A 14,887-nucleotide genomic window follows, 5' to 3' on the forward strand; every position below is an offset into this window, starting at 1 on the left:
TACCTCTTACCCCTTAGTCTAATATAAAAGAAGAAGAAAAGAAAGCTCCATCATAGATACAGCAGTTAAATTTTCAGTCAGGACGATTAGAACTTGTCTTGAGCTTCTGTTATAATTTAGCTATGAAAAAATTAGCACTGCTTTCAGATTTGCATTTAGATGTTAATGAATTTACAGATACTGAAATCAAGGTTTTAGTTGATACTTTGCAGAGTCAGGAGGTAACAGACTTACATTTTGCAGGCGATATGTCCAATGACTATAAAAAAATTACGGCACCTTTTTTTAATCAATTATCAAAGCCCTTCGACATTAGCCACAATCTTGGGAATCATGATATGGTACATTTATCCGAAAAAGAAATTAATGCACAGGATTTTTCACTTAAGTATTTTGGCGATACACTTTTGATTAGCTTTCATGGCTGGTATGATTACTCTTTCACTCAGGACTACTCGGAGGAGAAACTTTTAGCCTTTAAAAATAGTTTTTACTTTGATCGCAAAATCCATCGTAACTATAGTGATGTTATCACAACGCAACGCACGCTCACTACCCTCGAAACTCTTTTGGAAAACCTAGATTTTGAGGGTCGTATCATCATTGCCATGCATTTTGTTCCACATAAGGCTTTTTCCATTAATACGACTTATAAAAAATTCGAGCGCTTCAACGCTTACCTTGGCTCCCAAGCTTTCCATGACTTGTTTATCCAGCATCCTCAAATTACGGATGTCGTCTTTGGGCATGCACATCACCGGATTTCTGCTCAAACAATTGATGGGATTGTCTATCACTCACGCCCCTTGGGCTACACTTATGAATGGCAAATGGTCAGTGATTTTCTGCAAGATTATCCAGAGTATAAAATAGAAGAACACTATCATCTGCGTAAAAGATATCAGGCAATTAAGGCGCTTGATATTTGGAGAGATTACCGTACTCAGAATCTCTCAAAGGAGTTTCTCAGTAGTTTAAGCTTTTTTAATCTGCCAACCTGAGTTCAGAAACTTTTTGAATATTATGCTATAATAGAAAGCGAGAACTTTGAATTTTGGAAAGTTGGTGAAGCCTTGAATCTTCCGAAAGAAGGCGACCTTGTCACGATTCAAAGCTATAAACATGATGGCAGTTTACATCGTACCTGGCGAGATACGATGATACTGAAAACAAATGAAAATTCAATTATTGGTGTAAATGACCACACACTTGTAACCGAGTCAGACGACCGTCGTTGGGTCACACGTGAACCTGCAATCGTTTATTTCCACAAAAAGTTTTGGTTTAACATCATTGCTATGATTCGTGAGGAAGGCGTCAGCTACTACTGCAACCTTGCGAGCCCTTTTGTCTTGGACAATGAGGCCTTGAAATACATCGACTATGATCTCGATGTAAAAGTATTTAAAGATGGCGAGAAAAAGCTCTTGGACGTTGAAGAATACGAACGTCACAGGAAACAAATGAACTACTCTCCTGAAATTGACCACATTTTAAAGGAAAATGTAAAAATTCTTGTTGATTGGATTAACAATGGACGTGGCCCTTTCTCCAAAGAGTATGTTGACATTTGGTACAATCGCTATCATCAATTAAAAAAATAGTCCGAATGGACTATTTTTTGTTTAGTCACCAATCAAGTCACGTTGACGATAAGTAACCATCCCAACCAGAGCAAAAAATACTGCTAAAACAAGTATGAGTACAAAATTGCCCCAGTTCATCGTTTCGACTGGAAGTCTTGAAATATGATGGAAAATATTAAAATTATTTAACCAAGCTGGGAGATTCAATATATTACCGATGTAACTCATGAAGAAAACAAAACCAAGATAAACCCAGATCAGAGCGCTCAATCGTGGGAGCAAGGCCATCAGTAAACCCAATAACCCAAGGATGAAGAAAATTCCAACACTCCAAGACATCCCCGCTGCAGCTACTTTAGCAAAGCTAAACGCATTGTCGTTATTGGCTTGAGCCAGATAGATACCAAGCACAACTGCAAATTGAGCAAGAGCTCCCAATACCCAAGAGATAATCATATAAGTTGCATAAACTTTATAACGGCTAATCGGCAGAGCATAAAGTAGTTCTTGTCGATTTTTTCGTTCCTCAGTTACCATCCGCATCAGTGAAGTAACCGCAAAGCAAGCAACCATTACCGCACAAATCATAAAGATTGTTGACATAAAGCTTTCAATCATGGCTTTACTTGCCGCCCTGCTGGCTTCGTTTGCCAGATGAGGGTCAATGTTAAAGAGTTTGGATATGGTTGGACTGGATTCAACAAAACTGCCGATTTGGTCAATCATTGACCCATAGGTGATTCCCAGCACAAAAAGCCCAAAAATCCAACCGATACTGGCTGTACGTTGTTGTCGAAGTGTAAGTCCTGTAAAACTGAGTAAGCTTTTAGAAGCATGCGCTTTACCGTTCGCCTCTGGAATATAGCCCGCATTGACATCTCGTCTAATTTCAAGGAAATAAGCAAGAGCGAGAAGAACAAGGCTCAATCCTAGAGCGAGGAAGAAAGGAAGCCAATGATTTTTGACATAGGGACTGGTCAGATATGACCAACTTAAGGGGTTCCAATAGCCCCAATTTACATTTTGTGTATCTGTTCCCATACGAATAAGATAGAGCAGTCCGAGCAAGCCAAAAGTGGCACCTTTGGCGCTGCCTGAATCGGAAAAGATTTGCGCAAAGACGAGAGCAATCAAGCCCCAAAGTAAGCTTTGAACGCCTATCGCAGAGGCAAACAAGAGATTTTCGCTAAAAGAAATCATGCCCGGAATATTTTGCAACTGAATTGAAATCGCCAAAACCACAGTAATCAAGACTTGTAAAACAAAGAGTTCAATAACAAGAGCTGTCGTATTGGCTAGTTTTCCAACTTGAAAAGAACGGAAAACTTCAGCAATTCCATCCTCTTCTTCTTTCCGTGTTCGATTAACAACATAGATAACAGAAACAACAGCAAATGTTATTGCTGTAATTAAAGGCATGGTCGTGCCATAAGCTGCAGCTGCGGTAAAATCCTTGCCTTGAGTGACCGTCATAGGACCGAACAATGCCGTCATGGCTGGGCCTTGAAAAACATTAAACATGGTTTCCCTTTGACTGTCAGTCTGCATGATAAGCTCAAATTTACCCACTCCCGATGCAGCAAAGGCTAGTACACCCACTATCCAAAAGATCAACTTCAACCAATCTCTCTTGAGCAGGGCTTCCAGCATACTGAAGGTTTTATTTAAAGATTTATCCATAATGTCCACCTCCTACTCATAATGATGCATGAAGAGTTCTTCTAAGGTTGGCGGTGTAGACTCTAACTTCTTCACCCCATACTTAAGTAAGGTTTTTAAGACAATATCTGTTTTATCCGAATCCACTTGAAAAACTGCCTTGTTGTCAGTGAGTTGTAAATCATATACACCCTCTAATCCATGCAGCTCCTCTGGTACTTGAACCGTTTCGACTTTAAAGGTATCACGTGTCAAGTGGCGCAAATCTTCAAGAGAACCCGTTTCAACGATTTCTCCTTTTCGGATAACGGCAACACGATCTGCCAAGCGTTCAACCTCAGATAAGATGTGACTTGATAAAATAATGGCCTTACCCGCCTTTTTCAGGCGCTGAACCTCAGCTTGGAAGACAGACTCCATCAGGGGATCCAAACCACTGGTCGGCTCGTCAAAGATATAAAGTTCGGCATCCGTTGCTAAAGCAGCAATCAAGGCAATTTTCTGACGGTTTCCCTTGGAATAACTGCGCGCCTTTTTCCGCGGGTCGAGTTCGAACTTGGCAATTAATTCGTCTTTTTTCTGAATATCCGCATGACCATGTAGCTTCAAGAAAAGGTCGATAATCTCGCCTCCTGTAAGATTAGGCCAGAGATAGACATCGCCAGGCACATAGGCAATTTTCTTATGAATCTCAATGGCATCCGTCCATACATCCTTACCAAATATTGTGGCTGAACCTCCACTCTTTTTAATAATCCCCAGCAAAACACGAAGCGTTGTTGATTTTCCTGAACCATTTGGTCCAATATAGCCCAAAACTTCTCCAGCATTGACATCCAACGTCACATCCTTAAGAGCTTGAAATTTTCCAAAATTTTTCTGCAAGTTTTTTATTTCGACAATTTTTTGCATTACTTTTTCCTCTTTACTCCACATCTATTTTGAACTTTATTCCTCTTTGTAGTTCATATTGTACTCTTTTAGTTGAATCAGTTCAAATTAAAAGATATAATTTTATAAAGAATTCTTTTTGCGGAGAGGAGAAAATGAATCAAACAAAGAAAAAGAAAAAAGCTATTCTGGAAGTGACCACAAAGCTATTGAGAGAGCGCTTGATTTCTGATATTTCTATGGATGAAATTGCTCGGCTGGCTCATGTCTCTAAGGTGACCATTTTCAAATATTATGAAAACAAAAACAAGCTGATGAACCTAGTCATCCGAAAAGAGCTTGACTTTATGGTTGAGAGTATTCAAAAAATAATTGCCACTGATGCAGATTTTCATGAGACCTTTCATCAAATTTATCACTTCAAAATCAAGCAAATTCGGTTGATGACCGATATTTTTCTGCAAAATATGATGAAACAATATGCAGCAAATCCAAGTTTCTTTGATGAAGATACACGTCAAATTCAACATCTTGTTTACCAAGAACTTTTCAGAAAAGGACGTGCAGAAGGACAAATTTCGGAATATTATACGGATGAAGATCTTTTTCTATACGTTGATATTATCAGTGAAGGAATGAAATCTATCCCGCTAGAAATATTGATAAAACACTCTAAAAACCTAACCGAAATGTTTCTCAATTCTCTAAAAAAGAGGGAATGAATTCCACTTTATCAAAGTTATGCAATCCAATAAAAAATCACTCACTCTGCATGTAGGAATGCTAGAGTTGAGTGATTTTTTGACTTGTTTATCTATTTTAGAGAGGTTGATTGATGATTAGGGCAGGTCTAATACCACCACCAGTGGAATGGGTAGTCCCCACCGGACGTGTACCAAATAATTCTCCCCTCATACTTCCGGAAACAAACCAGCCTAATCCAGTGTCCCCTGGAGTTCTTAGCCACCACCAAGAAACAGTATCACCAATAGATAGAGCTCCCCGCTCATCGTGATTAGGGAAAGCACGCCCTGGACCTGATAGATGTGTCACATCTGCCAAAGAGAGGGCAAAAGCTTTACTCGTTCCACTTGAATCACTCTGAGATAAATCAGAGGCAACCACTAGAAAATTTTGTAGATTACTTGCCTGCCAACGTTCACCAGGACCTTCAAAAATTATATCTTCATGCACAACATTACCCGTTATAAAGTTATCGGCTACCGGACGAACTATGCTTTGAACTGAACTCTCAAGCTGGCTATACCATAAATCTAGCCTCGCTTCTTGTCCTTCAAATGTAACGCCTGGAATTACACGATTCCGGATAATCAAATGATTCCCCCCACCTTGATTCTCCAAATAACGGTACTGCTCCCCAGCCATGGTGAAGATAGTCCCCGGTGCCATGAGGCTAAAGTTGATTTGGTCGGGTTGGACATTGTCATCTGGTCCCGGGTTCCCCCAGTTGTTATCGATAGAACCGTTCTGTACGGCTGTCAGGAAGTCTGACAAGTCATCATGATGCGTATAGTCTGGATCTGCAGCCAAGAAGTCATTGATACGGTCAGGACTGATCAGTTGCCCGTCCACATGGATACCGTAATAATACTCGCCCGGGATGTTGTCTGCCGCTGCGGTCATCTGAGCCGCATCCAAGAGGTAAGAGGTGGTCTCCCCTGCTTGGAGTTGATTCGCCCAGTAAGCCCAGCCTGTTTGGTGGTCGATGACCCAGAAGTTCCCGACTTTCAGGTTATTAGGCAGGGTTGCCCACTGGCTCATGGTCATCGGGGCACGCTCTTGTTGCAGGTTTTGAGCGGCATCATGAGTGACTTCTTCTCCCGGCCAAACTGGACCGCTGTTGTCAAAGCTGTCGCCAGAGGACCAGTAGGCATCTGTACCGTCTCCCGGATGCGTGGCGCCGTCTGTAACACCGTCTGTGGCTGTACTTGTGACCCAGTCACGGGCATGTCCTGCAGAGGCGGTCCTCAGGTCTGAGTTGTCCCGGTTGAAGGTGGGCATGAACCATGGGGCATCTTGGCCTGAGCGACTCCAACCAAAGGTTAGGTTGGCGTAGGTGTTGAAGGCAGCCGAGTCGCCTACACGGGTGTTGAGGTTGGTCTCTGAGGGACGCATGACCGTCCAAGTGTTCACTTGGTCACGGATGGTGCCGTTCACTATAGGGGTGAAGTCTGTATCTCCTGTGGCGCGTTTCTCCATGAACTCGGAGAGGCGGATACGGGCCATGAGAGGCACATTGCCATAGTTCTCCACGAAGACGTCCTTGTTTTCGGTGTCTCGGTTGTAGTAGTCGTGGACACGGCCGCCGGGGATGTTTTCTCGGAGCCGGTCATTGATGGCCCGCTGGTTGAAGGCTTGGAAGGCGAAGGTGCCGCCTACCAAGAGCAATAAGAGGGACAGGAGCGCGAGGTTGCGCAGCCGCCGCTGGTTTTTCTTTTCTGGTGTCATAAACTCCTCCTTTGACGTAACCTGTACTTTTAGATTTACATTACATATACATTTCTAATGTTACGTTTACTTTCTGAGTCTATAGTATAAAAAAAAAAGGTCAAATGAAATGAGTGTTTAATGAGAAAAATCGGTTTGGCACATTACTTGTTGCACAAAAAACTCAGCTTCTCATGTCAGAGTTTACTGAGTTTTCTTTATTCTCTATTCTTTTTTCGCTTATAAGCCAGTTCTACAAACTGTCCATAGATTGTACTTCCTTGGAATTCCAAGTCTGCTGCATAATCGCCTTGGGGGAAAAGTGGAATTCCTTCACCAAGAAGAACCGGAGCAGTCGTGATCCTATATTCATCAATCAAGTCAGCTTCCAAAAAAGTTTTGATGAGTTGGCCACCACCAATCAACCAAATTTCTCCCTGAAGCCCCTGAACGAAGTCTGTAAGTTGTGACGGATGAACAAATTTAATATTGCCTTTGTCCTCCCAGTTCTTTTTAGAGAAAACATAGGTCATTTTGCCTTCATAAGGCCAAGTTTCCAATTTTTGATCTAAGAGCCACTGGTAGGTCCGACTTCCCATGAGAATAATGTCAATGGTGGAAAGAAAGGCAGATATGCCATTATCTCCTTTCCCTTGAACTGTCATCAACCAATCAAGATTATCCTGCTTGTCTGCAATGTAGCCGTCTAATGTTTGTGCAATGAAAAGTTTTACCGTCATCCGCTTCTCCTTCTTGTTTCACTCCCCCTAGCTTAACAAGATTAAAGAGCAAATTCAAGCCAAATACCTCCTCTGCACAGCTTCTGGCAGTTCTTTCCTTTCATACTACGAAGCTTCAGCTTTTACAGGTGCTTCATAAATTACAGGTCCGCTTGTACCATCATCCTCAATCTCTTTTACAACAAAGTAAAGTTCCGTACCATACTTGGCATGGTAGCTTCCTGACCCCATGTTATAAAGCGCAGTGTTATTGCTGACTTGCTGCCAGTTACTTCTGCTTTCTTTCATGAACATGTTCCAATATCTATTGCTTAGCAAGTCTTCTGATGCAATGACCTTACCAAGTCCATGTGTTGAGATTGCACCTGTCTCTAAATCAGTTTTGTATGGAATCTGTGCCTTGACCTTATCTTGAAGCTTAATCGTACCAGAAGCTTCTGTGGTTCTAAGAAACCAATCTACTTGAACTTTTGTATGCGGTTCGAGACGAATTGATGAAGAAGGAACCTTCCAAATGATCGTTTTAGATTTTGTTTTTTCGTATCCCGTTGTGTACGTATACTCTACACTAAATTTTACCTTAGCAATTCCTATCCCGCCAATACTTGGAAACAGGAAATGCTCTTGCGCAGACATCCCTGTATTGACAGAATGAGTCGTTGTTGTAGTAATCGAATCAGACGTTTCGAAGCTGAAAGAAGGGGTGTCAATATTTTGTACGTTATTCGTATCATTAGTAAAATGAGAAGAATGCGCTGCAAGAGCTTCCCCTTCTTTCAGCTTCATATCACTGTTCATCGAAAGTGTAGGATGATCACTCGCATTTATTGGTTTTGACTCTGCACTCCCAATCGTCCCCCCTGTTGCTTGTCCAGTTGCAAACATGCTGTAAGAATGTGCAATGGCCAGCTTTTCAAGTTTTTCATCAATTTTAGGATTAAGTTCACCTTGAGACTGTTTCTCTAAATGTCCACTACTTTTAGGACAGTTTACATCCGTAGCAGCCACGTTCCTTGACCCAACATTGCCCAAGGGCAAAGCAATCCCGAGTAGTAAAAGACTCCCAGTTAAAATTGTTCTCGTTTTCTTTAGAATCATGCAACATTTCCTTTCTTATCTTTTTCTTCTATTTTGCTGTACCTGTTCTTTCACTTGGCTATACTTTCAGCTACCATTCCAGGATCGGCAATCTTTGTTACACCATTTAAAAATGGCATGCCCCAGTCGCTTGCATGAGCCGCTCCATCAAACTCTTGCTCAAAGTTTAAGTTATCTCCTGTTACTGCATTCCACAAATTTCCAGCAGCCCATGCGCAATTGCCAATGGGAGAGTATGCGCCCCGACTTGGCCAAAAAACATATACTCCCATCATCCGAGCAATAGCAACACTTTCCTCTGAGAGATGTGGCATAATCGTCTTTTCGATATTTTCACAGCTTGTTTTATCATCCCCAAGCGGCAAGGTCTTTTCAACCGCAAATTTTCTTCCTGCACTGTCATCTGTAAAGTAGGAGCTTCCATTTTTCACCCATCCAAAGACTTCATGAAAACCATAGGAGGTATAATCACCGGGCTTGTTACTGTGGAAAATAACAATCCAAGCATGCCCTAGGCTACCGCTCCCAAAGTAAGAAATAAGTCTCTTTGTTACAGCCTTTGAACGATGTGCACTGTCTCCAATCGGATATTTTGCTGCTGCCTCATCTGCAAGCTTGACAATCTCAGCTATATTCGTACGTTCCGGTGCTCGATCAGTCCGTATACTGATTTGTGGATAGCTTACATTTGGATTGCCCGTAGGTTCATATTGACTTGTATCAATGTCCATGGTTCTTGCTTTGACTGTCGTTGAAGGCATTAAAGCCCCTAAAATACCAAAAGTAAAAGCGATGAGGACGATAGAAAATATTTTGTTTTTTCTCAAAAGATAACCTCCTTTAGTTCTTTCAGCTGAAAATATTTACTTCTACTTGGAATGTTACTCTAAATATTCGTGAAGTTCAACCGCATAAAGTTTCTAGTAAAATAGGTTTCATTTTCTTGAAGAAAGGGCTGTGTTATGAGAATGAAAATTTCCTTGTCATATCGTGTACTTTATTTTCTAGAAATATACAAAAAAACAAGAGTTCTTCACCAGACACTCTTGTTCTTTATTTTATTCGTCTTCTTTTTTGTCTGCTTCTTGTGCAGCTTTGGAGAGACGGAGTTTTCCTGAGGGGTTATATTTCTTAATCAAAGCATCAATCCGTTCATCTGTCCAAAAATCTGCTGAAGCTATAAATTCACCGTTTTCATCACGGTCAGAAATAATCTTGAAGCCCATATAAATCTCCTAATCTTTTAATCCACAAATTCAAACTCAAATTTCTCAATACGAACCAAATCACCGTCACGCGCACCAGCAGCACGGAGTGCCTCATCCACTCCCATCGCTCGAAGTTGACGCGCAAACTTCATAACCGACTCGTCACGGTCAAAATTAGTCATCTTGAAAAGCTTCTCAAGTTTAGCACCAGATAGACGCCAACCGGCATCATCATCCCGTGAGATGCGGAAGGGTTGTTCTTCCTCTTCAAAGCCATAATATGCTTCTTCGTCGATGAAGTCTTCGTCTTCATACAACAAGAATTCAGGCGTTTCGGCTAAAAGTTCGCTTGTGCGGGCCAAAAGACCTTGCAAACCTGTTTGAGTTAGACCAGATACCTCAAAGATTTGAGGCATTTCCTGACCTTCAGGTAGATTCTCCGCTAATTTTTTCTTAAAGTCCGCAAGAATTTCTGGCGCATCTGGCATGTCCATTTTATTTGCCACAATCAGTTGTGGACGTTCAAGCAAACGAAGATTGTAACTTTCCAACTCCTTGTTAATGGTGACATAGTCCTCATAAGGGTCACGGCCTTCAAGACCTGACATATCTAAGACGTGCAAGAGGACACGTGTACGTTCAATGTGACGAAGAAACTGAATTCCCAGACCTGCGCCTGAGTGGGCACCCTCAATCAATCCAGGCATATCCGCCATAACGAAGCTATCCCCATAACCAACCTGAACCATGCCAATATTTGGTGTGATTGTCGTGAAATGGTAGGCACCAATCTTTGGTCGTGCATTTGAGACAACACTCAAGAGCGTTGACTTACCAACTGATGGGAAACCTACTAAGCCCACATCAGCAAGGACACGCAATTCAAGCATGAGCCATTTTTGTTCACCTGGCTCACCATTTTCGGCGACTTCAGGTGCAGGATTGCGCGGTGTAGCAAAGCGGATATTCCCACGCCCTCCGCGACCACCTTTTGCCACGACAAATTCCTGTCCTTGTTCAACCAAGTCAACAATGACTTGACCTGTTTCATTATCTTTCACTGTTGTGCCCTGCGGTACTTTGACGATCAAATCTTCTGCTCCGCGACCGTGCATCCCCTTGTTCATCCCTTTTTCACCAGATTTTGCACGAAAAATACGATTGTATTTAAAGTCCATCAGTGTTGACAAACCTTCATCAACGCGGAAGATGATGTTACCGCCACGACCACCATCACCCCCAGCAGGGCCCCCGTCTGGTACATACTTTTCACGGCGGAAAGCAACTGCGCCATCACCACCTTTACCCGCTCTGACTTCGATTTTAGCTGTATCTAAAAATAAGCTCATTTTTTATTTTTCCTATTTCTTCCTAAAACATCTGCTCTTCTCTTGGGCTCTCTTTTGGCCTTTCTAGCAGTTTGTCTTTCTTACTTTTTTGCTGAAAACTTACGTTCTCTCACTCCACTTCCTTCTCAAATAGAGCTCTGAGCTTTCTCATTTTACCACATTTCATAAATTATCTCAAAAAGAGACTTTTAGAATATATGGTATTTTCAGGAGAGCTCTACAGTAATTTTTTATCTCAATTATTTTGCTAAAGAAACGAAGCTGATTTCCGCTATCTCTTGGTTTCTCAATCGGTAACTTATGCTTCAAGGAAGATTCAGAGTATGAAAAAACCTCCCGGCTACAGATTTCAAAGCCTGTAGTGAGGAGGTTTTCTCTCTTAAAAGTTTTTCATACTCAAATGTTTAGATAAAAGAGGAGAAATACTTTTATCCTAGCTTATTCACACTTACTTTGGCCTTTTTTTGGCTGATGAAAACGCGCAATGCTTTAATAATTTCCATCATGAGCAAGGCTGCCAGAGCAAGACCTGCCGCCAACAACCAGTAGTGCATATCAAAGTTTGCAGGAATACTAAAGAATTCACGTGTGAAAGGTAGGGTAGTTAGGCTATAAAGTCCTAAACAGAAGACCACTGCTCCCAACACGTATTTGTTTGAGAAAAGGCCTAAGGAAAGGATGGTTTGAGAGTTTGAACGCGCTGTAAATGTTTGTAAGCTGCGTGCCAAGATTAGTGTCGTAAAGGCCATTGCAACACCTAACTCATCTGAAACTTGCATCCCAATATATTGTGAAATAATCGCTGCAATACCGATCAGCGTTCCACGAACAGCGACACTAGCCATCAAACCGCCTTCAAAGATTCCCTCATCAGAAGGACGTGGTTTTTTATTCATCACATTTGGTTCTGCTTTTTCCATTCCCAAGGCAATAGCTGGTACTGAGTCGTTAACCAAGTTGATAAAGAGCAATTGCAGAGCAGTAAATGGACTTGCCCAGTTCATGACGAGAGCAAAGACAATCGTGATAATCGCTCCCAAGTTGCCAGAGAAGAGATAACCGATAGATTTTTTGATGTTGTCATAAACTGTGCGACCAACAGCGACTGCATTAACGATTGATACAAAGTTGTCGTCTGTCAGAATCATTGCGGATGCATCCTTAGCAACGTCAGTACCTGACCCCATAGCGATACCGATATTGGCTTGTTTTAAGGCAGGTGCATCATTAACACCATCACCTGTCATAGCTGTAACGTGGGACTTTTTCTGCCAAGCACGTACGATACGTATTTTATTTTCTGGTGAAACACGCGCATAGACTGAAATTTTCGCCAGTTTGTCATCCAACTCCTGCTCTGACATAGCATCTAATTCTTGACCAGTGACCGCAATGTCATTTTCACCAAAGAGTCCTATCTCTTGCCCAATGGCACGTGCTGTTGTTTTATGGTCACCTGTAATCATGACAGTACGGATGCCGGCTTTTTTCGCCTCAGCTATTGAAGCATAAACGGCTTCACGTGGTGGATCAATCATGGCTGTCAGACCAATCAAGATAAGATCGTTCTCATCTTCCAAGTCCAAAACTTCTTTGTCTTGCCCTAAAGGTTTGTAAGCATAAGCCAAGACACGGAGTGCCTTGTTACTAAAAGCTTCATTTTCTTTTTGGAAATTCGCTTTGAGTTCGTCCGTGAATTCTTGAACCTGACCGTTGATAAGAACTTTCGTACAACGGGCAAACATAACATCTGGACCACCCTTTGTCAACATAAGCTTTTCGCCATCAATAAGGTTGATCGTGGACATGAGTTTACGATCCGAATCAAATGGCAGTTCTGCCAAGCGCGGATAAGCTTCACGCAGTTCTTGGTAAGGCTTCCCGACTTTATTACTAAAGGCAATAAGCGCAACCTCTGTGGGATCGCCCAGCTCTTGGCCTTCTTCATTTATATTTGAATCATTACAAAGTACAGCCGCTTGCACAAGAAGTGCTTCATCATTTCTCCAAGAATCAGGCTGATCTGGAAAACTTTCTTTTTTGCCGCTCGGCAAAAAGTAGTCAACAACGGTCATCTTGTTTTGTGTCAATGTCCCTGTTTTATCCGTACAGATAACACTTGTTGAACCTAAAGTTTCAACAGCTGGTAACTTACGAATAATGGCATGCTGCTTAGCCATCTTGTTCGTACCCACCGAAAGGACAATCGTCACAATAGATGAAAGAGCCTCTGGAATTGCGGCAACCGCAACTGCAACCGCAAACATGAAGGCATCTAACATTTTCACCTCAATATTTGCACCGTCACCAGCAAAGAAGATACGGGCAGCTTGTATACCAAAGATAGCTACTGAAAGAATCAGAATGGCGATACCCAACTGCTTACTGAATTTCTCCAATTTCTGCTGCAAGGGTGTTTGCTTATCTTCCGCAGTTTCAAGGAGTGTCGCAATCTTACCAATCTCTGTCTGACTCCCTGTACCAGTAACGATAAATTCACCACGCCCGTATACCGTAAGTGCACCACTGTAAAGCATGTTCTTACGGTCCCCTAAAGGAAGTTCTCCCTCAAGAGCTTCATCTGTTTTCTCTACTGCTTCAGACTCTCCTGTAAGCATGCCTTCTTCAACACGCAAGCTCTTGCACGTCAAGATACGTCCATCTGCAGGAACAAAGTCTCCTGCTTCGAGTAGAACAAGGTCTCCAACAACTAATTCACGTGCAGGAATAGTAATTTTTTCTCCAGCACGCAAAACTTTAGCATTTGGGGCAGAGATTTGTTTCAAGGCATCCAGTGAGCTTTCCGCCTTTTTTGTCTGAATAACCGTCACGATTGAGCTAATCAGTACTACACCCAGGATGATAATAGCCTCAACTACCTCTCCCAAGGCAAGCTGGACAATCGTTACAATCAATAAGACAATGACCATTGGGTCTTTAAATGTCTCAAGGAAGACTTTCCAAGTGGGAACCTTGTCTTTACTCTTAAGTTCATTAAAACCATCACGTTCTTGTCTTTCTTTGACTTGCTGCTCTGTCAGCCCTTCAGCTGAAGCTTGCACCTCCTCAAGGACAAGGTCAGTTTCTTTGTTGTAGAATTCCATTCTAACTCCTTTTTCCAATATTTGAATATGAGATCAATCAGACCGTTTTCCATGAAATTTTCTGCCAGCATTAGCTCCTCCAGAGGAAATGTGAGGGATGTTTTATGAAGTCAAAAATCAAAAACGATAATCCGGGGTTAATAAAACGCGCGGACACTTTCTGTGAGAAATATCATCCTGAACCAGCTAAGGGCTGCGTATTAAAAAGACCCTTGCCAAATCTGGCAAAGGTCTTGCTAAACATGCCGTATCCATGTCAACAAAGCCGGTGAGAAAAGGCTCACGAAATGACGACTTTGTTTCGGCTCTCGCCGACGCTACTCCCCTTTGGGAACTCATATTCATTAATGTTCCTCTATGATAACAAATTCCTTCACCAAATGCAAGAGCGACATTTACAAAATCACATAAAACAAATGAACAATATTTTATCAGCGTTTAAAGTCTTTTTATTTTTTCCAGCCTTTTCCCTTTGGCGAGTTCATCCACTACTTTATCCATATAGCGTAGCTTCTTCATGAAGTTGTCTTCGATTTCTTCTACACGAACCCCGCAAATCACCCCAGTGATAAGAGGCGCATTGTCATTAAAGGGCTGATTTTCAATCAATTGCCCCAAACTGCCCGTGAGCTGGCTGGGATTCGTGTATCCTGTCAACCAAGTCAAAATCTCGTCCAGTTCTTCTTTTGTGCGTCCCTTTTTCTCTACTTTCTCCAAGTACAGCGGATAAACGCTTTCAAATTTCATCTGTTTTACGCGATCAGTGCTTGCCATATTCTTTACCTCTACAAAGCTTTTTCTTTT

At 42.0% G+C, this 14,887-nt stretch carries 13 protein-coding genes; 3 read left to right on the plus strand and 10 right to left on the minus strand.

Features of this window, described 5'->3' with window-relative positions; all coding sequences use genetic code 11:
• Positions 1-122 precede the first annotated feature (122 nt).
• Both NFR51_RS00100 and ntdP read left to right on the plus strand, forming a co-directional pair.
• Positions 123-1,001: a metallophosphoesterase family protein gene (locus NFR51_RS00100; RefSeq protein WP_439108845.1), complete on the plus strand. Its 879-nt coding sequence runs from the start codon at positions 123-125 to the stop codon at positions 999-1,001.
• Between the two features lie 72 nt (positions 1,002-1,073).
• Positions 1,074-1,604, plus strand: a complete 531-nt coding sequence (gene ntdP / locus NFR51_RS00105) for a nucleoside tri-diphosphate phosphatase (RefSeq protein ID WP_202231041.1) — start codon at positions 1,074-1,076, stop codon at positions 1,602-1,604.
• 21 nt (positions 1,605-1,625) lie between these two features.
• On the opposite strand, the gene NFR51_RS00110 is transcribed toward ntdP, so the two are convergent.
• Together NFR51_RS00110 and NFR51_RS00115 are read right to left on the minus strand one after the other, a co-directional pair.
• Positions 1,626-3,266 (minus strand): ABC transporter permease, encoded by a 1,641-nt coding sequence (locus NFR51_RS00110; RefSeq protein WP_251711743.1) that lies wholly within the window; start codon positions 3,264-3,266, stop codon positions 1,626-1,628.
• A gap of 12 nt (positions 3,267-3,278) precedes the next feature.
• Positions 3,279-4,157 carry an ABC transporter ATP-binding protein gene (locus NFR51_RS00115; protein ID WP_251711744.1) on the minus strand — a complete coding sequence of 293 codons (879 nt, stop codon included), beginning with the start codon at positions 4,155-4,157 and terminating at the stop codon, positions 3,279-3,281.
• Between the two features lie 134 nt (positions 4,158-4,291).
• Between NFR51_RS00115 and NFR51_RS00120 the strand changes: the two genes are divergently transcribed.
• Complete coding sequence (locus NFR51_RS00120; RefSeq protein ID WP_251711745.1) at positions 4,292-4,858, plus strand: TetR/AcrR family transcriptional regulator; 567 nt, start codon at positions 4,292-4,294, stop codon at positions 4,856-4,858.
• Between the two features lie 97 nt (positions 4,859-4,955).
• On the opposite strand, the gene NFR51_RS00125 is transcribed toward NFR51_RS00120, so the two are convergent.
• From NFR51_RS00125 to NFR51_RS00160, 8 genes are all read right to left on the minus strand, one after another.
• The gene (locus NFR51_RS00125; protein ID WP_251711746.1) at positions 4,956-6,605 is read right to left on the minus strand and encodes a hypothetical protein; all 1,650 of its coding nucleotides are present in this window, start codon (positions 6,603-6,605) and stop codon (positions 4,956-4,958) included.
• A 197-nt stretch (positions 6,606-6,802) separates the two neighbouring features.
• Complete coding sequence (locus NFR51_RS00130; protein ID WP_251711747.1) at positions 6,803-7,324, minus strand: dihydrofolate reductase family protein; 522 nt, start codon at positions 7,322-7,324, stop codon at positions 6,803-6,805.
• 105 nt (positions 7,325-7,429) lie between these two features.
• The gene (locus tag NFR51_RS00135; RefSeq protein ID WP_251711748.1) at positions 7,430-8,422 is read right to left on the minus strand and encodes an ETX/MTX2 family pore-forming toxin; all 993 of its coding nucleotides are present in this window, start codon (positions 8,420-8,422) and stop codon (positions 7,430-7,432) included.
• Positions 8,423-8,472: 50 nt separating this feature from the next.
• Positions 8,473-9,249: a hypothetical protein gene (locus NFR51_RS00140; protein WP_251711749.1), complete on the minus strand. Its 777-nt coding sequence runs from the start codon at positions 9,247-9,249 to the stop codon at positions 8,473-8,475.
• Positions 9,250-9,480: 231 nt separating this feature from the next.
• Positions 9,481-9,648: a hypothetical protein gene (locus NFR51_RS00145; RefSeq protein ID WP_251711750.1), complete on the minus strand. Its 168-nt coding sequence runs from the start codon at positions 9,646-9,648 to the stop codon at positions 9,481-9,483.
• 17 nt (positions 9,649-9,665) lie between these two features.
• The gene (obgE, locus tag NFR51_RS00150) at positions 9,666-10,979 is read right to left on the minus strand and encodes a GTPase ObgE (protein WP_251711751.1); all 1,314 of its coding nucleotides are present in this window, start codon (positions 10,977-10,979) and stop codon (positions 9,666-9,668) included.
• 428 nt (positions 10,980-11,407) lie between these two features.
• A complete protein-coding gene (locus tag NFR51_RS00155) occupies positions 11,408-14,083 on the minus strand; it encodes a cation-translocating P-type ATPase (RefSeq protein ID WP_251711752.1) in 2,676 nt (891 codons plus the stop codon).
• Between the two features lie 438 nt (positions 14,084-14,521).
• Complete coding sequence (locus NFR51_RS00160) at positions 14,522-14,857, minus strand: DUF2200 domain-containing protein (RefSeq protein ID WP_251711753.1); 336 nt, start codon at positions 14,855-14,857, stop codon at positions 14,522-14,524.
• Between the last annotated feature and the right edge of the window lie 30 nt (positions 14,858-14,887).

Source organism: Lactococcus ileimucosae (assembly GCF_943193185.1).
GTDB lineage: Bacteria > Bacillota > Bacilli > Lactobacillales > Streptococcaceae > Lactococcus > Lactococcus ileimucosae.

Coding starts and splice junctions, on each gene's coding strand:
- NFR51_RS00160 (WP_251711753.1), bottom strand. CDS start 14,857: ATGGCAAGCACTGATCGCGTAAAACAGATGAAATTTGAAAGCGTTTAT.
- NFR51_RS00125 (WP_251711746.1), bottom strand. CDS start 6,605: ATGACACCAGAAAAGAAAAACCAGCGGCGGCTGCGCAACCTCGCGCTC.
- NFR51_RS00135 (WP_251711748.1), bottom strand. CDS start 8,422: ATGATTCTAAAGAAAACGAGAACAATTTTAACTGGGAGTCTTTTACTA.
- NFR51_RS00145 (WP_251711750.1), bottom strand. CDS start 9,648: ATGGGCTTCAAGATTATTTCTGACCGTGATGAAAACGGTGAATTTATA.
- NFR51_RS00120 (WP_251711745.1), top strand. CDS start 4,292: ATGAATCAAACAAAGAAAAAGAAAAAAGCTATTCTGGAAGTGACCACA.
- NFR51_RS00100 (WP_439108845.1), top strand. CDS start 123: ATGAAAAAATTAGCACTGCTTTCAGATTTGCATTTAGATGTTAATGAA.
- NFR51_RS00155 (WP_251711752.1), bottom strand. CDS start 14,083: ATGGAATTCTACAACAAAGAAACTGACCTTGTCCTTGAGGAGGTGCAA.
- NFR51_RS00110 (WP_251711743.1), bottom strand. CDS start 3,266: ATGGATAAATCTTTAAATAAAACCTTCAGTATGCTGGAAGCCCTGCTC.
- NFR51_RS00115 (WP_251711744.1), bottom strand. CDS start 4,157: ATGCAAAAAATTGTCGAAATAAAAAACTTGCAGAAAAATTTTGGAAAA.
- obgE (WP_251711751.1), bottom strand. CDS start 10,979: ATGAGCTTATTTTTAGATACAGCTAAAATCGAAGTCAGAGCGGGTAAA.
- NFR51_RS00130 (WP_251711747.1), bottom strand. CDS start 7,324: ATGACGGTAAAACTTTTCATTGCACAAACATTAGACGGCTACATTGCA.